This window comes from Halobacteriovorax sp. (genome assembly GCF_048381875.1).
GTDB classification, from domain to species: domain Bacteria; phylum Bdellovibrionota; class Bacteriovoracia; order Bacteriovoracales; family Bacteriovoracaceae; genus Halobacteriovorax_A; species Halobacteriovorax_A vibrionivorans.
Genome location: NZ_JBLXBP010000002.1, coordinates 471,156 through 492,877, shown reverse-complemented (window position 1 = coordinate 492,877; position 21,722 = coordinate 471,156). Strand labels below are relative to the sequence as shown.

The 21,722-nt window shown below is 35.9% G+C and carries 23 protein-coding genes and 1 tRNA gene; 14 read left to right on the top strand and 10 right to left on the bottom strand.

The window, feature by feature from the left end:
* Window positions 1-30: 30 nt before the first annotated feature.
* The 3 genes from ACN5L8_RS06610 to ACN5L8_RS06600 all read left to right on the top strand — a co-directional run bounded on the left by ACN5L8_RS06610 (window position 31) and on the right by ACN5L8_RS06600 (window position 1,962).
* Entirely contained in the window at window positions 31-594 is a 564-nt protein-coding gene (locus tag ACN5L8_RS06610; RefSeq protein WP_334678890.1) for an AAA family ATPase, read from the top strand.
* A 171-nt stretch (window positions 595-765) separates the two neighbouring features.
* Window positions 766-1,512: a helix-turn-helix domain-containing protein gene (locus ACN5L8_RS06605; protein ID WP_419172661.1), complete on the top strand. Its 747-nt coding sequence runs from the start codon at window positions 766-768 to the stop codon at window positions 1,510-1,512.
* 33 nt (window positions 1,513-1,545) lie between these two features.
* Complete coding sequence (locus ACN5L8_RS06600; protein ID WP_419172660.1) at window positions 1,546-1,962, top strand: DUF3703 domain-containing protein; 417 nt, start codon at window positions 1,546-1,548, stop codon at window positions 1,960-1,962.
* A 33-nt stretch (window positions 1,963-1,995) separates the two neighbouring features.
* Here the strand turns inward: ACN5L8_RS06600 and ACN5L8_RS06595 are convergent, their stop codons facing one another.
* Window positions 1,996-2,379, bottom strand: coding sequence for a carboxymuconolactone decarboxylase family protein (locus ACN5L8_RS06595; protein ID WP_419172659.1), 384 nt, complete (start codon window positions 2,377-2,379; stop codon window positions 1,996-1,998).
* Window positions 2,380-2,569: 190 nt separating this feature from the next.
* Between ACN5L8_RS06595 and ACN5L8_RS06590 the strand changes: the two genes are divergently transcribed.
* A complete protein-coding gene (locus tag ACN5L8_RS06590; protein WP_419172658.1) occupies window positions 2,570-2,749 on the top strand; it encodes a hypothetical protein in 180 nt (59 codons plus the stop codon).
* A gap of 49 nt (window positions 2,750-2,798) precedes the next feature.
* Here the strand turns inward: ACN5L8_RS06590 and ACN5L8_RS06585 are convergent, their stop codons facing one another.
* Window positions 2,799-3,776: a 2-hydroxyacid dehydrogenase gene (locus ACN5L8_RS06585; RefSeq protein WP_419172657.1), complete on the bottom strand. Its 978-nt coding sequence runs from the start codon at window positions 3,774-3,776 to the stop codon at window positions 2,799-2,801.
* A 547-nt stretch (window positions 3,777-4,323) separates the two neighbouring features.
* Window positions 4,324-4,400: transfer RNA gene (locus ACN5L8_RS06580), tRNA-Asp, on the bottom strand.
* A gap of 180 nt (window positions 4,401-4,580) precedes the next feature.
* Here ACN5L8_RS06580 and ACN5L8_RS06575 point away from each other — a divergent pair.
* Window positions 4,581-5,651, top strand: coding sequence for an SO_0444 family Cu/Zn efflux transporter (locus ACN5L8_RS06575; protein WP_419172656.1), 1,071 nt, complete (start codon window positions 4,581-4,583; stop codon window positions 5,649-5,651).
* Window positions 5,652-5,679: 28 nt separating this feature from the next.
* Here the strand turns inward: ACN5L8_RS06575 and ACN5L8_RS06570 are convergent, their stop codons facing one another.
* Window positions 5,680-7,812: a phospholipase D-like domain-containing protein gene (locus tag ACN5L8_RS06570; protein ID WP_120404229.1), complete on the bottom strand. Its 2,133-nt coding sequence runs from the start codon at window positions 7,810-7,812 to the stop codon at window positions 5,680-5,682.
* 9 nt (window positions 7,813-7,821) lie between these two features.
* On the bottom strand, window positions 7,822-9,105 hold the full coding sequence (locus ACN5L8_RS06565; protein ID WP_419172655.1) for a hypothetical protein: 1,284 nt from the start codon (window positions 9,103-9,105) through the stop codon (window positions 7,822-7,824).
* 252 nt (window positions 9,106-9,357) lie between these two features.
* Here ACN5L8_RS06565 and ACN5L8_RS06560 point away from each other — a divergent pair, with 252 nt between their 5' ends.
* On the top strand, window positions 9,358-9,810 hold the full coding sequence (locus ACN5L8_RS06560; protein ID WP_334678903.1) for a hypothetical protein: 453 nt from the start codon (window positions 9,358-9,360) through the stop codon (window positions 9,808-9,810).
* 43 nt (window positions 9,811-9,853) lie between these two features.
* Here the strand turns inward: ACN5L8_RS06560 and def are convergent, their stop codons facing one another.
* Window positions 9,854-10,366, bottom strand: coding sequence for a peptide deformylase (gene def / locus ACN5L8_RS06555; RefSeq protein WP_120404231.1), 513 nt, complete (start codon window positions 10,364-10,366; stop codon window positions 9,854-9,856).
* Between the two features lie 49 nt (window positions 10,367-10,415).
* Here def and ACN5L8_RS06550 point away from each other — a divergent pair, with 49 nt between their 5' ends.
* From ACN5L8_RS06550 to ACN5L8_RS06530, 5 genes are all read left to right on the top strand, one after another.
* A complete protein-coding gene (locus ACN5L8_RS06550) occupies window positions 10,416-10,883 on the top strand; it encodes a low molecular weight protein-tyrosine-phosphatase (RefSeq protein ID WP_115361553.1) in 468 nt (155 codons plus the stop codon).
* Entirely contained in the window at window positions 10,873-11,364 is a 492-nt protein-coding gene (gene greB / locus ACN5L8_RS06545) for a transcription elongation factor GreB (protein ID WP_419172654.1), read from the top strand. Before ACN5L8_RS06550 ends, greB begins: the two co-directional genes overlap by 11 nt.
* A 1-nt stretch (window position 11,365) precedes the next feature.
* A complete protein-coding gene (locus ACN5L8_RS06540; protein ID WP_115361549.1) occupies window positions 11,366-11,740 on the top strand; it encodes a DUF6165 family protein in 375 nt (124 codons plus the stop codon).
* Window positions 11,741-11,767: 27 nt separating this feature from the next.
* A complete protein-coding gene (locus ACN5L8_RS06535; protein ID WP_115361547.1) occupies window positions 11,768-12,559 on the top strand; it encodes a class I SAM-dependent methyltransferase in 792 nt (263 codons plus the stop codon).
* Window positions 12,560-12,676: 117 nt separating this feature from the next.
* Entirely contained in the window at window positions 12,677-15,865 is a 3,189-nt protein-coding gene (locus ACN5L8_RS06530; RefSeq protein ID WP_419172653.1) for an efflux RND transporter permease subunit, read from the top strand.
* Here the strand turns inward: ACN5L8_RS06530 and ACN5L8_RS06525 are convergent.
* Window positions 15,862-16,380 (bottom strand): hypothetical protein, encoded by a 519-nt coding sequence (locus tag ACN5L8_RS06525; protein WP_133296929.1) that lies wholly within the window; start codon window positions 16,378-16,380, stop codon window positions 15,862-15,864. The genes ACN5L8_RS06530 and ACN5L8_RS06525 overlap by 4 nt on opposite strands.
* 65 nt (window positions 16,381-16,445) lie before the next feature.
* Between ACN5L8_RS06525 and ACN5L8_RS06520 the strand changes: the two genes are divergently transcribed.
* The gene (locus ACN5L8_RS06520) at window positions 16,446-17,411 is read left to right on the top strand and encodes a KpsF/GutQ family sugar-phosphate isomerase (RefSeq protein ID WP_334678907.1); all 966 of its coding nucleotides are present in this window, start codon (window positions 16,446-16,448) and stop codon (window positions 17,409-17,411) included.
* On the opposite strand, the gene lnt is transcribed toward ACN5L8_RS06520, so the two are convergent.
* Entirely contained in the window at window positions 17,408-18,859 is a 1,452-nt protein-coding gene (gene lnt / locus ACN5L8_RS06515) for an apolipoprotein N-acyltransferase (protein WP_334678908.1), read from the bottom strand. The two genes, ACN5L8_RS06520 and lnt, sit on opposite strands and share 4 nt — an antisense overlap.
* Before the next feature lie 63 nt (window positions 18,860-18,922).
* Here lnt and ACN5L8_RS06510 point away from each other — a divergent pair, with 63 nt between their 5' ends.
* Window positions 18,923-19,585 (top strand): hypothetical protein, encoded by a 663-nt coding sequence (locus ACN5L8_RS06510; protein WP_334678909.1) that lies wholly within the window; start codon window positions 18,923-18,925, stop codon window positions 19,583-19,585.
* Window positions 19,586-19,595: 10 nt separating this feature from the next.
* Here ACN5L8_RS06510 and ACN5L8_RS06505 read toward each other — a convergent pair whose 3' ends face one another.
* Complete coding sequence (locus tag ACN5L8_RS06505) at window positions 19,596-20,744, bottom strand: S8 family serine peptidase (RefSeq protein ID WP_115361534.1); 1,149 nt, start codon at window positions 20,742-20,744, stop codon at window positions 19,596-19,598.
* Window positions 20,745-21,036: 292 nt separating this feature from the next.
* Here ACN5L8_RS06505 and ACN5L8_RS06500 point away from each other — a divergent pair, with 292 nt between their 5' ends.
* Window positions 21,037-21,255: a hypothetical protein gene (locus ACN5L8_RS06500; RefSeq protein WP_133296928.1), complete on the top strand. Its 219-nt coding sequence runs from the start codon at window positions 21,037-21,039 to the stop codon at window positions 21,253-21,255.
* Between the two features lie 74 nt (window positions 21,256-21,329).
* Here the strand turns inward: ACN5L8_RS06500 and ACN5L8_RS06495 are convergent, their stop codons facing one another.
* Window positions 21,330-21,701, bottom strand: coding sequence for a TraR/DksA family transcriptional regulator (locus tag ACN5L8_RS06495; RefSeq protein WP_115361530.1), 372 nt, complete (start codon window positions 21,699-21,701; stop codon window positions 21,330-21,332).
* Window positions 21,702-21,722: the final 21 nt, after the last annotated feature.

The following is a 21,722-nucleotide window of genomic DNA, read 5'->3' as shown; positions in this document are numbered from 1 at the left end:
AATTTAAATAATTCAGCATGGAGAGTTAAATTGAAAATTGTCGTTACAGGCGGACCAGGTGGTGGAAAAACTACGGCCTTAGATCTATTTAAAAGAGAGTTAGTCACTGCAAAACTTGCGATTGTTCCAGAGGCTGCTTCTTCGATTTTTCAATCTGGTGTTGAAAGAGATAAACGTCCTGAAGTTGTTAAAGATATTCAAAAAATGATTTACGATTATCAAGTCAACTTAGAGGCAATTTATGAAAAGCAAAAGAAAGACCATATTCTTTTGTGTGATAGGGGAACTCTTGATGGGCTCGCTTATTGGCCTGCTGGTGGAGACGAGTTCTTTGATAAAGTTAAATCAAATTATCATGACGAATTAGAACGATATGATGCTGTCATCTTTTTTGAAACAGGGGCATGTTCTGGTGGGGATATTACTTCAAATAATATTTACCGCAATGAAACGAATAATCAAGCTATCGAGTTAGACCGTAAATTAAAAGAAGTATGGTCAGCTCATCCTAATTTCTATGTTGTATCTAGTAGGGATTCATTTATGCAAAAGATAAATGAAGGGATTGAAATTCTAAAACACGTCGTAAAATAATAAGACTTTATTTATAAAATAGTCTCAACGTGATTTCAGTTAGTTATGTTGTGTTCGGTAAGGCTTTTGTCGTTTTGGTGCCGTAATTCGGTACTTTTGTGTTGTTTCTTATTTAATGGTTCGGTATTGTGTATCTTACTTTTATCGGTTTAACAGATAGAGGAGATAACCATGAGAGATGAAATATTTATTGCTTTAAAAGAAGTTATTAAAAGTCGTGGAATGAACTATAAAGAACTTGCCCTTGAGCTTAATATGTCTGAGTCTGGACTAAAGAAGTTAATGGCATCAAAAGATTGTTCAATGAGTAAATTAGATCAAATCTGCGATATACTTGGGATGAGTTTTTCTGATCTCGTTGCTATTTCAAAAGATATTTCTGATGCAAATTTAGTCTTAAATAAGAAGCAAGAAGAGTTATTCTTAAAGCATCCAACACATTATCATTTTTTTACAGAGTTAATGGCAAATAATTATGAGTGGCAAAAGCTTATGAGCATATTTCAATTATCAGAGAAAGATTGTCATTCAATTCTAAGAGCTCTTGATAAAGTCGATTTAATTGAATTTGGATCAGGTAATAGGGTTAGGCCTTTATTTAAGGGAACTGATATTAGTATTTCGGCGCAACTTGGAGAAAAGGTTTCCTTTAGTATCGATCGTGCTTTCTTTGATCATGCACAAAGTGAATTTAAAGCAAAGAAGAGAACTTCTCACGGCGGGCGAGGAACACTTTATCTAAAGAAAGAAACTCTAAAAGAGATGCTTGATGCTTTCAATGAAGTGTCACACGAGTTTGCAAAAAGATCAAAAAGAGAAGAGTTACTTTATGGGCGAGATGCTCTTGAGGAAGTGACACACTTAACATACGTTGCCTGTGGATTTAGGCCATTTGACCATACTTTTAATAGTAAATAATATATCGTTGAATCAAATACTGAAGAGAAGATAATGAATAGAGCATTAAAGAAAGCCTACTTTGTTGAAATAAATAAAGCAAAAGATCTTTATAATAAGAAATTTTACGACCAATCTTTTAAAAACTTAGAAAGGGCCCATATATTGGGACAACAATCACTTCTTCCTCACCTTGAAACTCATTGGTGGATGTTTAAGATAGGGGTTAAGAAAAGTAATAATAAAGAAATATTTGGTCAAGCTTTAAGAATATTTGCATGTTTTCCTGGATATCTTCTTGGATGGGTTCCAAAGGGCAATACTGGTGGCGCCAATATTAGTGCGGTTAAGCCGATGCCAATTCCAGAAGAGTTTTCTGATTTACTTAAAAGCTATTCTGTTTGGAGAGATGTCGCTATTAGGCTCATTATATTGATTAGTATTTTGAGCGCATACTTCTTAGTGAAATAATTTAGAGAAAAGGTGCCATGCACCTTTTCTTTTTTATCCTGCCTTTGCTCTTTGTTCATCTAAGTTTACAATCGTACCAGAGCTAATAAATTGCTCCACTGCTTGCATAGCCTCAATTCCATAAACCACTGAAGGTCCTCCACCCATTAAAATAGCAACTCCAACTGTTTCTGCTATTTCTTCTTTTGTTGCTCCACTTTCTAGGGCATCGTGTACATGATATGAAATACATCCGTCACAGCGAACAGTAATAGCAATACCTAAAGCTATTAATTCTTTTGTCTTAGTATCTAGACTTCCTTCGGCCGTTGAGGCTTCATGTAATGAAGAAAATCCTTCCATCGTCTTTGGAAGATTTTTTCCTAGTTTTTCCATCCATGTGCCAAGTTCTTGGTAGTGATCAACAAAGTTTTTCATCTCTTCATTCCTTTCTTGCTAGTTTGTCTTAAATGTAACAAGAAATGTAGTTCTGTGGGGTGAAGTTCTAATAAACTTAGTTTAAAGAGATTAAGTTGTTAGTCGTTCATTAATAAATTGACGAGACTTGTATAAAAAGGGGACTAATAGAACATTAGAATGAGCTAATCATAATTAAGAATGTACAAATATGAACAATAGTTTTCAGAGTTTAAAAATCGATAGTCGCCTAACATCAAATCTAGAAGATTTAAAGTTTTTAGAAATGACTCTCATTCAACAAGAGTCTCTTCCTATTATTTTAGAGGGAGAAGATATTATTGCTCAAACCAAGACTGGAGTTAAGAAAGCTTGCGCTATGGAAAGATAAAGAAGTGTCGATTTTAATTAGGGGTTTTATAACTTCTTTTTTGAAATACCTAAATAAGATATTTAAAGTTTTTGCTTTCAATTGAGTTAATACTATCAAAAGTTGTTTGAGCGATATTATTCAATGCCTCATGTGTTAGAAAAGCTTGGTGAGATGTAATGAGAGTATTTGGAAAGGTCATAAGCCTTGCTAGATCATCATCTTGAAGTACATCGAGAGAATGGTCATCAAAGAAGAGATTTTCTTCCTCTTCGTAGACATCTAGACCTGCCGCTAGAATTTTTTTGTCTTTGAGCGCCTTAATTAGGTCCTTGGTATTAACGAGTCCGCCACGACTAGTATTGATAAAGACAACACCATTTTGCATCTTAGAAATACTAGAGTCATTGATAAGATGGTATGTATTATTGTTTAGAGGAATATGAAGTGAAATGATTTTTGAAGAAGCTAGAAGTTCATCGAATTCAACATAGCGAACTCCCATTTCTTCTAATTCACTGTCCTTGCTCAAGTCAAATGCTAAAACCTTACAGCCAAATCCTAGAGCAATCTTACAAAATGCTTTTCCTATTTTTCCTGTTCCAATAACACCAACAGTTTTTTGATATAAGTCAAAACCAACTAGGCCATCGAGATTAAAGTTATTTTCTCTAACTCGATTATAGGCTTTATGAGTCTTTCTATTCAGAGTTAAGATCATGGCCATTGTATGTTCGGCGATTGCCTGTGGTGAATATTCCGGAACTCTCGTTACAGGGATGCCTTTTGACTTTGCATGACTAAGATCAACATTATTAAAACCTGCACATCTTAGAGCGATAAGTTTAATTCCAAAATCACTTAGTTGATCGATTACATCTTTATTCACTTTGTCATTCGTAAATACACTAACGACGTCATGACCTTTTGCAAGAGTGACCGTATCAGAATTTAGTGGGCCACTAATAAAAGTAATAATGTGCTCATTTGCATAATGTAGTAAGTATTCTTTTTCAAAATTGTGGGCACTAAAAACAATTATTTTCATAATGATCTCATCGTTGGTGGTACTCTAAATACTATCATTTGAAATTAATATTGTGCAAACTCAAAGCTTTTCATATTCTTTAATACCTGAGTAGTTAATAATCAATTTACTCAAAGCGACATTGGGGTCTTCATTTGAATCAAATGTTATCGATGTAGGTGTATTAGTTGCTTTCTGAAAATGTATCGTGTGTTGCTTAGTTGGTTACCCGAAAGCTCCCGTCGTGGTCGCTTCTGGGTTGTCTTGCGTCATCTGCTCCTGCTCTTTGTGATAAAGAGTCAGTGCTATTAAAATGTGATTGAGATTGCAGGGTTGGTTCACCTGACCTCCCTTCCGGGTCGGTCATGCGTTGTTGAATAAATTTAAAGAAATTATCTAGATTGCGGGAAACCCTCTCTCCCTCGCATCGTGCTCGGTCGTCAGGGTTGCACGGCTTCAATTAGCATACTGCTAATTGCCGCCTCCAAAAAAAAAGCCGAGTGGGTTAACTCGGCTTTAATATCTTAGACTCCGAAGAGTTTAAAACTTGAATGTTACGAAATAAAAATGGCGGGAGCGAAGGGACTCGAACCCTCGGCCTTCTGCGTGACAGGCAGACGTTATAACCAACTTAACTACGCCCCCGCATTTCGTAAGAATTAATATAGGGATTTGGATCACATTCGTCAATAGAAAAAATAAAAAATTGTTCATCTTTTTTCGTCTCATCTATAAAATTTGTCTATCAACTGCCCAAAATTACGCAACTACGCAGGACGAACAGTGTTTGCTCTGCTATGATATGCTCAATAAAAGAAGGTAATTATGGGTTTTTTAACATCTCTTTGGAATTATATATTAGTATCAGCGCCATTTCTTATGTTTGGGCTTCTGGCCGCTGGAATCATTAAGGCCTTTATTTCTGTTGATCGCATCAAGAAGGCCATGGGTGGAAAAGGAATATGGGGAGCTTTTAAGGCCTCTGTACTAGGAATCCCGCTTCCACTATGTAGTTGTGCAGTAATCCCTACCGCTGCTACTTTAAAGAAGCAGGGAGCATCAAATTCTGCGACATCTGCCTTTCTTATTTCAACTCCTGAATCAGGTGTCGATTCAATTGCCATGACTTATGGAATGATGGATCTTCCAATGACAATAATCAGACCTATTGCCGCATTCTTTTCTGCAATGGTGGCCGGTGTTCTTCAACTTGTCTTTAAAACAGATAAGTTCGTTAAAAATGAAAAGCCTGAAGTTAAGAGCTGTTGTGCAAGTAAGAAGAAGGAAGTGGCCAGTGAGAGCTTTTCAAAGAAATTAAAGGACTCTTTTAAATTTGGTTATTTTGAGCTTGTTGATGATATGGCCGTCTGGCTTGCATTTGGTATCTTGGCCGGAGCCTTTATCGACTTCGCGCTTCCTGCAAACTTCTTTGATGGACTTCACGGTTGGGCCGGAAGAGGTGCAATTCTATTAGTTGGTATTCCTCTTTATATTTGTGCATCTGCAACGACTCCAATTGCCGCATCACTTGTGATGAAGGGAATGAGTCCTGGAATGGCATTACTTTTCCTACTTGTAGGACCTGCAACTAATATCTCAAATATTCTTGTCATAGGTAAGTATATTGGAAAAAGAGGAGTGGTAATCAATGTTGTAGCAATTGCTGTTGTCGCATTAGTATTTTCATTTCTAACAGATTATCTATATCAAGCCTTCACTTGGCCATTAGACTTTAAAGTTGCTCATCATGACCACGAAGTATCAAGTTGGTGGGAGATTTCTCTTGCTGTCGTTTTTACTTTGTTGATTTTAAGATCTTTATTATTAGTAGAATTACCAAGAAGATATAAGCTTTATAAAGCTAATAAGAAACAATCAAGTAGCTGTTGTGGTTAAACAGCTACTTGATTATGATTAGATAAGATTATTTGTGTCTCTTTTCAATTCCATCTTTTGATTTGTAAACCATACTTCCAACTGCATTGATAATCGCAGAAGAGCGTTTACCAAAAGCAACACCTTGGATATTAGCTTCAAAATTTTCTATATCAAAGATTTCCATCTTTTCTGAATCGTTCCAATCTCTTTTAAAGCGCTTTTCAAAACTTAGTACTTCACCTTTATCAAAGATTTGAGCACCAAACTCTCTAAAAGATCCTTGAAGAGTATCAGGATTAATATTTGAAGATCCACCTAGAACTGTAATCCCGTCGACTGAAGTGATCTTGCGATGGTTTTCTTGGTGATATTCTTTTGTTGTACCATCTGGGAAATTTGCTGTAATACCATAAGTTTTACGAGCACGAACTTCAATACCTGCATCAACAAGCCTCTTAACAAAGAGAGTATTTGGTAGCCCATTCATTCCAAAGTTTCCATTGTGGTCAATTACAAGTTTGATATCAAGTAGTGGATTCTGTCTTTTTGCCTTTATCAGTGCATCGATAACATATGAATCATAGAGAAATAGCTGCTCCATGAAGATATTCTTTTCTGCTTTTGAAATCATATCAATTAAGATATTTCGAACATTTTTGATTGTTCCATCGACATCGGCTTCAGCTAGGCGAATAACAGAGTCTCCTTTCACTTCGTATTTGTCCTTTGTGATACTCATATCCTTTAGAATCTGGTCTTTTTTTGCAAGATAGGCGCGATTATCAAAGCCTTGTTCTTTATAATAAAAGCCAAGTAATTCCTTCGGGTCTTCAGTTAAGGCCGCTTCTAGATCTCGATAATATGATGCTTGAACTAGTCCGGCTGCTGCACCTGTGACATAAATGGCGTCATCATAGTAATAACCACCACTGTGGTCAGTCCAGTTCTTTGAACCAAAGTATGCTTGTGCATTTTCAGTATTTCCATCAACCACAATTACTTTTGAGTGGTCAATTTTTGATTCAAAATACGTACTACCTGACTCAAAGTATTGAATCGCTTCCTTTGTTTTTGGAATTAGTTTCGTAATCCCAAAAGGAATCCCTGGAGGGTGACGTTGAATATTTGCCTGAAGAAGTGAAACATTATTTTTTAGCTCATCCTCTGTTTCAATACGCTTTTTAATATATTCAAATATAGGCATCATCTCATCAAGCATATTGTAATTTGTTGCATAGTCGTGGAGAAGAACAACCTTAAAATTAGGATTCTTCTTAAGCTTCTCTTTTGTCTGGTCAAGAAGATACTCTGAAAGAGTCGCACCTAGTGTTCCACCAAATAAGAAGATATCGATAAATACTGAATGCTCAGCACTATCAATCATATCGCGAATCTTAATATAAATTGGATCTTCTTGAAAAATGATATTTCCTGTTGGATCCTCTCCTGTTGGCATCTTGATATAATCAGAATCAAAATCTAGCTTTCCACCAGCAAAGATAACTCGTTGATTTAGCCAGTCAATTCTTTCTAGAGATCGATCATTTTCTGAAACAATTTCAGTTTTATTAGAAGGAACAAATCCCAGGGCCGAAAGCGAGTATGTATTGATATCCTTAAAATGTTCATTGAAGTCAATATTGATAATTTCATTATTAGAAAGTTCTTCAATGACATCTTTTGATGTGGCAATTTTTAAAGAGTGTATTTTTAAAGTTGAAAAATAATTAGAAATAGAATTTGATGTAATACCATCTCTTGTTATTTTCTCTAATAGCTTCGCTGCTTGGGCCTTATCTTTTTCACTTGTTAGTGGATTATCAATATAATCTCTAAGAATAAAGAGCTTGTAGGCCATATAGTAGTGAATAACTTCTGCAAGGTTCTTCTCATTAGGATTGACTTTAGCCCAATAAGTAACTGGCATCGCAATCTTATTTGGAAGAATCTCATCGGCTTTTTTCATGAACTTTACCGCCGATTTCTCTTTTAGCCCCTTGAGGTCTTTGAGCGCATCAAAGAAGCTTGGTGGATGAGAGTATTCTCTTTGTCCATAGAGAGAATCGTAGCTTTCAAGCATTAGCTTTTGAGATTCAATGCGATCTTTAATATTGAATTGACCAGCAAATGATTGCATCGCAAGAGCTGAAAGAATTGTACTCGTTAGAATCTTTTTCATATTCACAACCTAGTTATTGATAAATTTGCTTAAATTTAAATTCTTAATAATAAATTCTGTATTATCCTCAAGGAACGTCTTTTTAATCGCATGACGTAGCTTCATTCGTTGATCAAAATCACGAGGGTTTGCTGTTACACGACTCTTACTTGTGAATTTCTTCTCTTGATGATCGTAAACAAGTTTTTTGATCTGTCCCTTGAAGTTGGTTTTAATAGGGCCACTTGAGAAATCACCTTTGAAATTGAATTCTGATGTTTTAATATCGTTCTTCTTTTTAAAGAAGGTGAATAGTCTCTTAAAGAAGCTATCGTATTTCTTATCAAGAGAGACAATCTCACCAAAGTGAATAATTGTTTTCGTTTTCTTTGGGATAATATTTTTCAAATTGTATTCGTAAATCGTGTCAACTGTGACAACTTGAGGCATATCATTTTTTGCGTTGAAGTCTTGTTCCGTAATATTTAGGTACTTCGACTTGAATGAATCCACTTTTAAATCTGTTGGAGAATTAACTCGAAAGTACTTTCTTAAACGAAGAAATCCTTTTACACCATTCTTCTTAGGATTTGGGATTGGTTGTGAAATCTTCCAATCTGTATCAATAACTTCAGCTGCAAGGGTAATTGCACCACCTAGGTATTGATAATCTTCATTAGATACTGGAATAGGTGTTTCAATAATAGCGTTTGAAAAGTTTGCATTATATTTCTTATATTCTTTATAAAGGCTTCCAGTGGAGTCAATATTTACTAGTTGGTTTGTTTGTAATTCGTCTTTATAAGTAGCGGAGTCTTTTTCATAAGGAGTAAACATAATATCAAATTCAAAGTTTGAATCGATAAGCTTCACTACTTTTATAGTATAAACAAATGTATTTAAAAACTCTTTTGTCAGCTCAGGAAGAACTTCTGTTTTAAGTGTCTTTCCTTCATCATTTCCTTTTTTAATGAGTCTCTCAAAGCCCTTTGTTAAACCTTCTGAAATGGCCTCTTTCCCATTTTCAGTAAAGTATTTAGCACCTTTATCAGACCAGAAGTCTACGCTCATCTTATAATCAACGGTTCCATTAAAGTCATCGTATATAACATAGTCTTCTAATGGATAGAGTACTTCGTATTCTTTATAGTCACCGGGAGCCTTTTGTGAGGCTGGTGTTCGAGGTTGATGAATTTTCTCTTTTGAATAGACGCTATCAAATTGCGACGTTGATAAGAATTGATAGGTGACAAATGCATTAACACTGAGTACACCCACTAGTGCAATAATATTTTGCTTCTTACTTTGACTCATATTTATCTCTCTTAGTTTTATATAACCCTGCTTTCTTGTCGGTTATTAAGAAAAATAACTTTAGCCAGCAATGCTAAATACTTAAAAATACTTGTTTGACTTAGAAGCGCAGTAGAAACCGAGTTTTTAGCTTCTAAAAAATGGCCAACGAATTTTACTGAATCAGCAGAAAACAAATTACCTTTAATTAAGTTTAGATTTTTTACAGAAATAGCTATCGTTATTTACAACCAAAAAAACATGGAGGAAAAAATGAAAAAGATTATTCTAAGTTTACTTTTAGCTTCTGGTCTAACTTTTAATGCATCTGCAGCTGTAGGGATGTTAACAGGGAATGCTTATTTAGCATATACTGGTTTAGTTGCAATGAAAGTTAGTACAGGTTACTCAATTAAAGCAATCTTCTCAGGTGATACAAAAGATTGGGCTAAAGCAGCTAAAATTGGACTTGCTGGATTAATCGTTCTTGATGATGAAGGACTTGCAGAATTTGGTCCAGTTAATGGAACACTAAAAGGTGTGACAGCTGACCAAATCGCTATCTACAACTCTGAAGTTGAAGAGGCGAACCTAATTCTTGAAGAAGTCGTGACTCAAATTGATCGTGAAACTTCAGTTTCTGAAGCAAAAGCAATCTGGGCACGTTATGAAGATTCAGTATCTCCAGAAACACTAGATGTTATGAGAGCGATTGTTTCTGAATAATTAAGCAATCAAAAAATGAGGGCCCGGTTTCGGGCCCTTTTACTTATAAATTCTCTTCAAAAACTAATTGTTTTATATCTTTGATTTGATCAACGTAGAGTTTTCCAAATAAATGATCGATCTCGTGTTGAAAGACTGTGGCCAAAAATCCTTGTGCTTCAATCACAACTTCTTTGGCATTTTCATCAAGAAAAGATACGCGAATATGATTTGGTCTTTCTACAAAACCCCTAAGACCTGGCACAGATAGACAACCTTCCCAATATCCATCTTCTTCTTGAGTTAAAAATTCAATTTTTGGATTAAAGATTATCATTCGTTGACTAGCTTGGGCCTCTTCATAGCGAGACTCCTCCGGGACATCAATAATTGTAACTCTTTTTGAGACTCCAATTTGAGGTGCCGCAATTCCAATCCCACCAGCAGCTTTCATTGAATCTTGCATATCTTGAATGAGCTCTTTTGTTTCAGGAGCTAAAATTTCTTCTTTTGTGAACTCTTGTGTGATCTCTCTTAATACTGGATCACCCATTGTTCTAATCTTTTGTACTGTCATGAAAAATCCTTCGATTTACTTTCACCAATGATTCTATCATAATTCTATTATGAAAATCTTATTTGTTTGTCTTGGAAATATCTGTCGATCACCTGCTGCCGATGGTGTGCTTGTTCATAAAGTACGAGAACAGGGGCTTGAGTCTGTAATTGAAGTGGATTCAGCAGGAACAAGTGCCTATCACGCAGGAGAAGCAGCCGATAAAAGAATGCGAGAGCATGCTTTTCGTCGCGGTTATTTACTGACGAGTACTGCCCGTGGATTTAATAAGGATGATTTTGAAAAATTTGACTTGATCCTTGCGATGGATAAGTCAAATTATCGCAATATTTTAGAGTTAAATCCAAATCAAGAGCAAAAGAAGAAAGTTGAGTTATTCTGTGATTATTGCACGGGAGAGTATGCTTCTTATGAAGAGGTTCCTGATCCGTACTATGGTGGAGCACGAGGGTTCGAAGAAGTTTTAAACTTAGTGGAAAATGGAGTCGAGGAGATCCTTAGACGCTATGGCAATTAAGAAAGATAATTACATTACACCTAAAGGTTTGAAGAAACTTGAGGATGAGCATGAGCATTTAACAAAGGTAGAACGTCCTGAAGTGACGGCCACTGTAAAATGGGCCGCTTCAGTTGGTGATCGATCTGAGAATGCAGATTATCAATATGGAAAAAAAAGACTTCGTGAGATTGATCGAAGACTTCGTTTTCTCAATACGAGAATTAATGCGACCAATGTCGTTGATCCAACTGAAATAAAAGCTGAAAAAGTACAATTTGGTGCGACCGTGACCTTAGAGGATGAGCAGGGGAGCGAGCGAAATTATTCAATCGTTGGAGTCGATGAAGTTGATACAACTCGTGGACTTGTGAGTTGGAAGTCTCCAATAGCAAGAGCAATGCTTGGAAAAGAAGAAGGGGATGATGTCATTGTTCAGGCCCCTGAAGAAGATTTTGAATACACAATTGTGGAAATTAAATATATTGATATCGAGGTGTAATATGATTATTGAATGTCCAGTATCGCTAGGTGAGCTTGTGGATAAGATGACAATCCTAAAGATTAAAACAGAAAGAATTGAAGATCCGGAGCGTGTGAAACTAGCACAACAAGAATATGATCAATTGGCCAAACGATTAAATGAACTCAACTTAGAAGGTCTCGATAAGTATATGAGTGAGCTTAAAGAGATAAATGAAAAGCTTTGGGTGATTGAAGATGATATCCGAATTAAAGAAAAAGAGGGTGATTTTGGTGAAGGCTTTATTTCTCTGGCACGTAGTGTCTATGTGACAAATGATTTGAGATTTAAGGTTAAAAATTCAATCAATATGAGTTACAATTCTGGCATTAAAGAAGTAAAGTCTTACAAGTAATTTTTAAAATAAAAAAGAGAAGAGAGAATGAGTAAAATTCCAACGAATTTAAAGTACGAATTGTATGAAAAGTCAGTTCAGAATCATGAAGCTGATATTGAATTTATTAACAAAGAATATAAGAAAGTTTTTGGTCGCGAGCCAAAGACACTTCGTGAAGACTTCGGTGGAACAGCTGCAATGGCCTGTGACTGGGTTAAAGAAGGTAAGGATCGTCAAGCTTGGGGAATTGATCTTGATGAAGAACCACAAGCCTATGGTATCGAAAATCATTACTCTCGATTAACTGAAGAAGAAAAAACACGTATGCACTATATTCGTGGAAATGTTCTTGATGATTATGACTTTACTGCAGATGTTACTGTTGCATTTAACTTCTCATATTTCATTTTTAAAGAAAGAAATGTTCTTTTAAATTACTTCAAACAAGTAAAAAAGAATATGGGCCCTGAGAGTATCTTCATGGTTGATATCTTTGGTGGAGAAGAATGTCGCCAAGAACTAGAAGAAGAGACTGAGCACGAAGACCATACATACTTCTGGGATTGCGATAGCTACAATCCTCTTACAGAAGAAGTACAATATTATATTCATTTTAAAACTCACCACGATAATAAGCTTTACCGTGAAGCTTTCTCTTATAATTGGAGACATTGGTCAGTTGGTGAAATTAAAGACATTATGAAGGATGCTGGTTTCGAGAACGTTGTTACTTACTGGGAAGGTGAGGACGATGACGGAACAGGGGACGGAAACTTCTACCAATCAAATGATGAAGAAAATTGTGAGTCTTGGGTGACTTATATCATGGCCTACTAAGTATTTTTAAATACTTAGGTCATGTAAATTCGATCATTTATTCAAAAAATCTAATTTATTCACATACTTAATGTTAGAAGCTACTGTTTATTATTTTATTAAATAAGGCAGTAGCTTGTGAAAAAACTCGTATCATACTTCGTTGATAATAGCTTCTTAGTAAATCTTTTAAGTGTCATGATGATTCTATTTGGAATTATTTCATTAAGTCATATGAAAAGAGATCTTATTTCTAATTGGGCATCCAAGAGGATTCAAATTACTGCAACTCTTGTTGGAGCAGGGCCATCACAAGTTGAAAAGTTTCTCACTTATCCAATTGAGCGTGCCATTAAAGGTAGTGCTGGAATCGATAAGATTTGGTCGAATTCACAACAAGGCTACATGAAAATAAACGTTAATGTAAAAGATGATTACGAAGATATCTCTGAGTTAGAATCAAGAATCAAAGATGCAATCGAAAATATACGTGGAGATCTTCCAAGTGAGACGGAAGATATTGTTGTACGCCACCTTAAACAGACTGAATCTTGGTTTAATTATTATGCAATTGAAAACTTTGATGAACAAAATGATACTCACCAAAAATGGATGCTTAAAATTAAGGAGCAGCTTGAAAGAGTAAATGGAGTCTCAAGAGTTGATAATTACAACGCTGAAAAGAATTTATATATCCAATTAAATGAAGAAAAACTTGCTCGTTATCGTCTTTCTCCTGCTGATATCTATAGAAAGATCAATGATACTTTTAGAATTTATCCACTTGGTTCAATTACTAAGGGAAGTGATACATATTCTGTAGAGATAGAAAATAACGAATATGATCTAGAGGCCCTAAATAATATTATTATTCGATCAAATAATTCTAGCCACACCCTTAGGCTAAAAGATATTGCTTCTCTTGAGTACAGACTACCAAAGAAGACGAGAGAGTATTATACAAATGGAAAGCGTTCAAGCAGCTTTAATATCTTCAAAGATACTGAAGCAGACTCTATTACACTTAAGAATGTATTAGAAAAAGAAGTTGCTCAAATTAATGAAAATGCTCCAGAAGGGCTACATGTCATTAGTGTAGAGGATGGCCCTGCATTTATTGAGAGACAAATTAATGCTCTTCAATCAAATGCATTTTTAGGAATTATCCTCGTTGTTATCACTCTCTTTTTATTCCTAGGATTAAAAACGTCTCTAATGACTTCTTTAGGAATGCCTTTGGCGTATTTCTTCACTTTTACAGTTCTTGATACTTTTGGAATTTCAATTGATCTAATTTCTGTTGTTGGTCTACTTCTTGTTATCGGAATTATTGTTGATGATGCAATTATTATTGCTGAACAATATATGCAAAACTTAGAAAAGGGCGCCTCTTCACGAGATGCTGCTATTGGAGCAGTACTTTCTACTTGGAAGCCTATTTGTGGAACAGTTGCAACGACACTCATCGCATTTACTCCTATCCTTGTAGGAAAAGATTCGATGTCAAATATCTTACTGGCCATTCCTGTCGTTGTGTTTGCAGCACTTCTTTTAAGTTTATTTGAAAGTTTCTTTATTCTTCCAAATCACTTACATCACTTTGTTTCAAAGGCCAATATTCATCATGAGTCTAGCGTTTTTCAACGCTTTAAAAGAGGATATGTGAAGCTACTGGAGTTCTCTTTAAAGTGGCGCTATATCGTTCTGGCTTCATTTGTGGTTATCATGATCGCTTCGATGATTTTTGCTAGTAAGAATATCAACTTTAACTTCAACCTAAGTATCTCTTCAGAGTCTGTTGAGTTTATTGGAGAGTTAAAAGAGACGAAGGGGCTTAAGGATACTTATAAGCAACTAGCTCCAGTCGAGAAGATCATGGAAGGTATTGATAAGGATAAATATAAGAATTATCAAATTACAGTAGGTCAGAATTATACAAATGGTAAAAAACAAGTTGGCCCGCAATACTTTAGCTACCGTTTATCTTTTTCTCAGCTAGATGATAATGTGGAAGCTAATAAGAAGGATGTCGAAACCTATTTAAAAGATAAGCTTGATAAGCTTCAAAAGACAGGTGTCTTTAGCCGATTAGAAGTGAAGATAGCTAAGGGTGGAAATGATGAAAGTCGTGAAAACCTAGTTGAGGTAACAATTCGTTCACAAACTCCATTTAACGTGGAGAAAGTAACTACTGATACAAAGAAGACAATTGAAGATCTAAAAATTGAGGGGATTAAGTCAGTCGATCTAGACGACTCTCTATTTAAAGATGCATGGATATTTACACCAAAGAAGAATGAAATCCAATCAAGGGGCCTAACTCTAGCTCAGGTTTCAAATCAACTAGTGCAATTCATTAATAAGAATGAGGTCTATGAGTATGCAGTAGGTAATCGTAAGATTAAATTCTACACATATGTAAAAGACGGTGATGAATTGAATTTTGAAGACCTTGGAAAACTACCGGTTGTTCTTTCTAATGGAAATATCATTAGAGCTTCTCAGCTTGGATCTTGGAAGAAGGAGAAGAGGCAGTCAGTGATTAAGCACTCAAATCTTATGAGAAGAGTTGTTGTTGATCTTCCTTTTGACAAAGAAGTGATTAAAAAAGAAGTCTTAATTAACAAAGTGAAGCTTGTTACAGATGAGCTTTCAAAGAAATATCCTGATTTAACATTTAACGCTCAGGATGCTGATGAGCAGTCTCGTAAGAATAAGGCATCCATGGCCAAAAAGTTCGCTTTTGCACTACTTGGTATCTTCTTCATTTTAGCAATTGTTCTTAGAAGTATTATGCAACCGATCCTAATCTGTACTGCAATTCCATTTGGTGTAATTGGTGTTATCTGGGCATTCTACCTACAGGGATTAGATATTAGCTTAATGGCCATTATTGGAATTATCGGTATGGCCGGTGTTGTTGTAAACGATAGTCTTCTTCTTGTGGTAACGATAAATGAGAATCGTAAGGACTGGTTTAGCTTTCACCGCCCTGAAATTATTGATGGGGCAGCAAGCCGTCTAAGACCTATTATTCTAACTAGTATTACAACTCTAGGTGGTGTTTTTCCAATGGCCTATGCAATTGGTGGAGATGCTGGCTTCACTAAGAGTCTGGCCATGAGTATGGGATGGGGTCTACTCTTTGCGACAGTTCTAACTCTTGTCGTTTTACCGTGTATGCTTCTAGTGCAGAGAGACTTTATGGTTTTCTTTAGCCGTAAGATTCTAAGAAGAAGAGATTCTTATATGGATGATACGATTGAAGTTGAAGAGGATATTGTTCTTGTAAATCAAAACTTAGAGGAAGAAAGCGTTATTCATTAGAATAACTCTTTCTCCGCCTCGCGGGCCTTTTGTTCTTCGATACCTTTGATCATCTTCTCTCTTTTTAGGATACGATCAATTCGGTAGAGAATCGTCTTTTCAAGGATTCCATCAGATCTTACAACCCTCCAACCTTGAAGAAAGTCTTTTTCAATCATTTGGCGACGATAGATTGAGACTTTAGAAACCTCACTCTTTCCTCGATATCCCTTAATGACATTGATAACGAGTTTAAATTGAGCGGCCTTAACCATCTCTTTTGATCCAAATGCATCCGAGAAATTAACCTGACTCGTGTTATTTATCCAACGTGTCTTAATTGTCCCAGCTTCTTGGTTTTTTACTGAAATATCATATTGTTGCATAATTTCTAAGACGGCCTGCCAAGTCTGATTGAAATTGGCCTTATAGGTCTTAGCTGGCATTTCTGATTCTTCAACTAATTGTTCAAATTGTTCATATGAACTACAACTAAAAAGTAGGGTAAAGATGACGATTAATTTTAACATTTTCATATATTTATAATAACATAGTCATACACTCGATCGAGAATGAAAATTTGGTACACAATGAGGTTATAATGGACCATTTTAGTCAAATGAAGGAAGTATTGAAACTTGAAGCAGACTCAATAAACCGAGTTATCGGCTTATTAGATGAGCAAATGTGCAACAAGTTAACAAATGTTTTTGAGTTCCTTCACGCTAAAGGGGGCCAAATGGTTCTTTGTGGTGTTGGGAAGTCTGGCCTAATTGGTGAAAAGCTTTCTTCAACATTTAGCTCTCTGGGGCTTCGTTCAATTTTCCTTCACCCAACTGAGGCCCTTCACGGGGATCTTGGAAGAACAAGTGAGAATGATGCCATTATTTTCTTATCAAAGTCGGGAACAACTAGTGAGATCATGAAGCTTATGCCTTTTCTTCGCATTCACAAAGACCATAGAATTGCTCTTGTTGGAGACTTGTCAAAAGCAATTGCAAAGGAATGTGGAATTGCATTTGATTGCTCTGTTGAAAGGGAAGCTTGTATAAATGACCTTGCTCCAACCACTTCTTCAACTGTTGCTCTTGCTATGGGAGATGCTATTGCAGTTGCCTATGAGAAATTTGTAGGGCTTTCAAAGGAAGGCTTTGCAATTAATCACCCTGGTGGAAAACTAGGTAAGTCATTAACGATGAAAGTTCGCGATCTCATGTGGCCATTGAAAGAAAGTCCTATTCTAACTTCAGATAAGCTATTAAAAGATGCTGTTCTAGAGATGACTAATAAGCCTCTAGGTGCTCTTGCAGTAATGGATAATAATAAATTCAGTGGAATACTTGTTGAAGGTGATATTCGCCGATCTATTGCAAAAGAAGAGAATGCTCTTGAAAAACCACTTTCTGAAATCATGACAAAAGAGCCAAAGTATATCACTTCTAATGAGCTTGCGATGGATGCTTTAAAACTTATGGAGCAAAATAAAATTTACGTTCTACCAGTTATTACTGATGGTAAATTTGAAGGCTTCATCCGCATGCACGATCTTTTAAAAGAAGGCTTTTAGAATTTAAAGTCCATATTTCTTTGTTCGAAATTCTTTGTGCGAATTAACTCACTTCCGTCCTGGAGAATTACTGATGAGATTCCAGTATTCGTTGCGCGAATGATTGGAAGTCCAAATTCCACCGCACGCCACTTTGCAAGAAATAGGTGTTGTTCCTGTTCTGAGTAAGGCCCGTACCATGAGTCATTGGTTACATTAACAATGAAGTCGACTTTTTCTCCGCGCTCTTTTACTGCGTTTAAATACTTTGAGACATAACGAGGAAAGAGTACTTCATAGCAGATTAGAGAAATGAATCCCTTATCTTTCACTTTAAAATTTGTAAAAGATTTACCTTTAGCAAAAAGTGAAACATTAGTGAGGTATGGGGCCACATACTTATTTAATGGGCCAAATGGAAGACCTTCACCAAATGGAATAAGAACCTGTTTGTGGTAGGCTTGCTCAATATCGCCATCTTTTGATGCCAAGATTGTAGCATTGTATGTATTTTCTAAAACATCTGGCTTTGTGGATGCGAGATCATAAGTCCCAATAAAGTACTTTGAATTTGAATTTATAAAGAGCTCACTTAGTTCAGCATTCACTTTCTTATTTAATTTTGTAAAAACAAATCTTGGATATGAAGTCTCAGGCCAAATGACTAAGTCCATTTTATCAATGCCATCATTTAAACTCATCGACTTATAGATATTAACTACCTCTGAAGCGGCAAGACGAACTCCTTGCTCTGACTTAAGTTTTAGATCATTTCCTATATTTCCTTGAACAACACGAATATTAAGTTCATTGTTAAGCTCATTTTTAATCGGCCCCATTAGAAAATTGGCCGATAAGAGAACAAGGATGGCCACGGCCGCAAAGGATGGAAGACGCCTCTTTTTTGAAAAACTAAAAATAAGATGTCCGATATAAAGAGTCAGAAAGCTATAAAAAGGCTGACCTAAATACTTTGCTGGTTTTAAATAAGGTGAAATCTTAAGCCAAGGATGCCCAAAGAGCGCAGGGAATTGCTGTGGTGTAAATATCTCAAGTATCACAAATACTAGGCAGTAGAAGATGCCACCGATTAAACTTTCCAGCTTAATACGATCTCTTAAAAAGTAGAAGATGATTAAGAAGAGATAGAATTGTGGTGCAATCACTAAAGAGAAGAGCTGCCATACTAGAAAGTTAAATGGGAAAAATAGTCCACCAAATTCATTTAAAGTGAACATTAACCAATAGTAGCCTGCTAAATTATAACCCCAACAAAATAAGAAGATATTGAGGAGATTGAATTTGAAGCGTCTTTCTTTATCTAGGCCATAGAAGATGATGGCCGCACTAATGAATATGGTTGGAAAAATTGTGAATTCACCAATAAAGGGAAAGTTTAAAGCATAAATAATTCCTGCAAGAACATGCAGTACGGGCAGAGCAAATTTGTGCTTAAGAATTCCAATCATACTCTATTGTTATATATGATTTAACATTTGCCAATACTAACCTTATGAAATTACAATATTCTTATGGATACAGAATTTCTAAACGACGTACAAAAACATCAACATCTCTTCAAGGACGAAGTACTTGCACAGGAAGTGCATCTTATAACTTGCCCTAAGTGCAATAGCGATAATATTAAAAATGATCGCTGCCAAATGTGTGATTATGATTTATCTTTTAATCCCCTTGGCTCACCTTTAGGGGAGAAGAGCTTTTACACTTTTCGTGAAAAGTACTGGCAAACTCTTAGTCCTCTAGAAATGGAGAACCCACAAATCTTTAAAGGTGATGTGAAGTTCAAGAAGTTTTTAGTAAAAGTACGTCGTCGCTATAATAATCTCTTAGACTATTTCTACAGTGAAGCATCAAAATCAGATGAGCTGCGCCCTCTTTATCTTCAAGAGCTCGCAGATATTGTCATTGAGATGATGAACTCTGGAGTTAGTGAGCAAGAGATTTGGCATCCATACGCTCAAAGAGGTATTGAAGAATTCTCTTTATACGAGCGAATTAAGGCCGCAATAGGAGAGTCTAAAGACCAAAGTACTAAGGAACAATACGAGAACTTCTTTAATCATAAAATGATGGGAGTTTTTAAGGTTTCTTATGTGCTTTATGGAATGCTTGTGGCGGTATTTGTGATAAGTATGACCCTTGCGCTTACGTCCTATTTTAGGGCCATCTAGTATTTGAAAATTATTTTCTGATAATTACTTTTGGAGTGTTTGCAACATCTCTTCTACTTGCTCTTGTTTTTGCAAGCTGACCGTTTGTTTTATCATTAAGCTTTGTTGCTAAATCAATTGCAGCTGTCGCATCTAGACGTCCTGAAGACTTAACCTTTCCATTAAAAGTAATCTCTTTCTTAGCAGTGATTGAGATGATCTTCTTAATTTGCTTAGCAGTAAGTCCTGGGTAGCCAGCTTTAAGCATTGCTGCAACACCTGAAACAAATGCAGTCGCTTGAGATGTTCCTGTTAGTAGACCATTTCTCTGAGTTGGAATAGCAGAGTTGATCTTATAACCTGGAGCCGATACATCAACAGTCTCAACACCCCAGTTAGAAGAGTTAAGGATTTGCATTGATTGGTTATGTGCAGTTACAGTAATAATATTTGAAAGCTTATAACTTGCTGGGTAGTAAGCAGACTTTGAGTTATCAATATTCTCTTGCTCATTACCAGCAGCAGCTACTACGATAATACCTTTTCTTTCTGCCTTTTTAAGAATTTCTAATTCTTCTAAATCTGGCTCTGGTCCACCACCTGAGTAGTTAATAATATCAACACCAAGATCTACAGCATAACGAAGGGCCTTGATCGTTGAATTTAAGTTGTCTTTCCCAGAAGCATTTCTGTTGTAATACTTAAGAGGAAGAATCTTAACGTTTGGAAAAACAGACTTGATAATACCTGAAACGTGAGTTCCGTGACGGTTCTTATCATATGGAGTCTTTACATTCTTTGCACCTTTAGAAAAGTCTAATCCAAAGTTTGAAAGACCTGCTTGTCCTTTTGGTACATATAAGTTGTCTTTAAGGAATGGGTGAGTTGGATCAATTCCTGTATCGATAACAGCAACAACAACATCTTGTTTTGCTTGTAACTTCTTCAGTGCACCTGGAAGATTAATAGAACCTTTATCAAAAGAGTTCTTTACACCCCAGCTTGAAAAACGTGAGTGAAGTACATCAGTTTTTGTCGTTGTGCTTTGATATTCTTTTTTGAAAACACGTGCTCTTAACTGATCAAGAGTTAGCTTCTTTCCAGAATCTTGTGCAAAAGTTGAAGATGCAACTAATGTTGAAATAAGTAGGAATGATTTTAGGTTTAATTTAAGTTTCAAGAGTGCTCCTTATGTCTAAACTCAAACTCACTATATATAATGCAGGCTTGATGCCAACACTAATATAGTGATTCTACCTACTTAAGTTGTTCACCTATAGTCAGTATGGATAGTTTATAGATAGGTGTCAAAATCTTATACACTTTTGTTTTAGTGGTGTCCTAAAAGAAGGCCAAAAAGCCACCGTGTTCATCGCTCTACTATAGTAAGTCACCGAAATTATTATACCAAAATTTGGCATCTCATGTGCTTATTTATGAACGTAGAAGAAGTTACCATGGAGGGTAGTTTAGTGAAAACAATATGGACATTATCAATTAGCATTTTCTTATTTGCTTACATTATGATTGTCGCGCCAATTAACAACACAGTGTCATCTCCCACTAGTCCAAAAGTGAATGAGATCATTAAAACCAATCAAAAAATCAAAAAGATATTGAGGAAGGATATTTCTAAATTTGTCTATATCAAGAAAGAGAAGTTTCATGTAGATGAAAGTATTGCTTTCTAAGAATAGGAGACAGGAAAAACAAAAGCCTGCGTATGCAGGCTTTTATTACTAACATTTGGAATATGTAAAAAGTCTTAACCGACTCTTCGCATGTGTTGTTCTTCACGCTCTCTTTCTTCAGCGTGAGTGATACATAATTCGGCCCATGGCTGGTTCTCAAGCCTTTTAGCACCGATTGGCTCATCACAGTCTTCACAGTGACCATAAGTCCCGTCTTCCACGCGATGAAGAGCCTCTTCAATTAAACGAAGCTTGTGCATAGCACGGGCTCTCATATTGAATGTAACCTGTTGATTAATAACTGCGTTGGCAACGTCTCCCTCATCAGGTAGGTCATCCGTTGACATCTTTAAATCTTCTGTACTCGTCAGAATACCACCGTTAAGAATTTCCGCCTTAGCCGCTAGTAGTTTCTTTTTGAAATGTTCCAATTTTTCAGCTTCCATTTAGTCCTCCTCCTTAACGAA

What these genes read in the sequence shown, in the direction of transcription:
- ACN5L8_RS06590 (WP_419172658.1), top strand. Translation starts at nt 2,570, where the DNA reads ATGAACAATAGTTTTCAGAGTTTAAAAATCGATAGTCGCCTAACATCA.
- ACN5L8_RS06495 (WP_115361530.1), bottom strand. Translation starts at nt 21,701, where the DNA reads ATGGAAGCTGAAAAATTGGAACATTTCAAAAAGAAACTACTAGCGGCT.
- ACN5L8_RS06535 (WP_115361547.1), top strand. Translation starts at nt 11,768, where the DNA reads ATGAGTAAAATTCCAACGAATTTAAAGTACGAATTGTATGAAAAGTCA.
- ACN5L8_RS06585 (WP_419172657.1), bottom strand. Translation starts at nt 3,776, where the DNA reads ATGAAAATAATTGTTTTTAGTGCCCACAATTTTGAAAAAGAATACTTA.
- ACN5L8_RS06570 (WP_120404229.1), bottom strand. Translation starts at nt 7,812, where the DNA reads ATGAAAAAGATTCTAACGAGTACAATTCTTTCAGCTCTTGCGATGCAA.
- ACN5L8_RS06565 (WP_419172655.1), bottom strand. Translation starts at nt 9,105, where the DNA reads ATGAGTCAAAGTAAGAAGCAAAATATTATTGCACTAGTGGGTGTACTC.
- ACN5L8_RS06510 (WP_334678909.1), top strand. Translation starts at nt 18,923, where the DNA reads ATGGATACAGAATTTCTAAACGACGTACAAAAACATCAACATCTCTTC.
- ACN5L8_RS06605 (WP_419172661.1), top strand. Translation starts at nt 766, where the DNA reads ATGAGAGATGAAATATTTATTGCTTTAAAAGAAGTTATTAAAAGTCGT.
- ACN5L8_RS06540 (WP_115361549.1), top strand. Translation starts at nt 11,366, where the DNA reads ATGATTATTGAATGTCCAGTATCGCTAGGTGAGCTTGTGGATAAGATG.
- ACN5L8_RS06525 (WP_133296929.1), bottom strand. Translation starts at nt 16,380, where the DNA reads ATGAAAATGTTAAAATTAATCGTCATCTTTACCCTACTTTTTAGTTGT.
- greB (WP_419172654.1), top strand. Translation starts at nt 10,873, where the DNA reads ATGGCAATTAAGAAAGATAATTACATTACACCTAAAGGTTTGAAGAAA.
- ACN5L8_RS06600 (WP_419172660.1), top strand. Translation starts at nt 1,546, where the DNA reads ATGAATAGAGCATTAAAGAAAGCCTACTTTGTTGAAATAAATAAAGCA.
- ACN5L8_RS06560 (WP_334678903.1), top strand. Translation starts at nt 9,358, where the DNA reads ATGAAAAAGATTATTCTAAGTTTACTTTTAGCTTCTGGTCTAACTTTT.
- def (WP_120404231.1), bottom strand. Translation starts at nt 10,366, where the DNA reads ATGACAGTACAAAAGATTAGAACAATGGGTGATCCAGTATTAAGAGAG.
- ACN5L8_RS06595 (WP_419172659.1), bottom strand. Translation starts at nt 2,379, where the DNA reads ATGAAAAACTTTGTTGATCACTACCAAGAACTTGGCACATGGATGGAA.
- ACN5L8_RS06550 (WP_115361553.1), top strand. Translation starts at nt 10,416, where the DNA reads ATGAAAATCTTATTTGTTTGTCTTGGAAATATCTGTCGATCACCTGCT.
- ACN5L8_RS06520 (WP_334678907.1), top strand. Translation starts at nt 16,446, where the DNA reads ATGGACCATTTTAGTCAAATGAAGGAAGTATTGAAACTTGAAGCAGAC.
- lnt (WP_334678908.1), bottom strand. Translation starts at nt 18,859, where the DNA reads ATGATTGGAATTCTTAAGCACAAATTTGCTCTGCCCGTACTGCATGTT.
- ACN5L8_RS06575 (WP_419172656.1), top strand. Translation starts at nt 4,581, where the DNA reads ATGGGTTTTTTAACATCTCTTTGGAATTATATATTAGTATCAGCGCCA.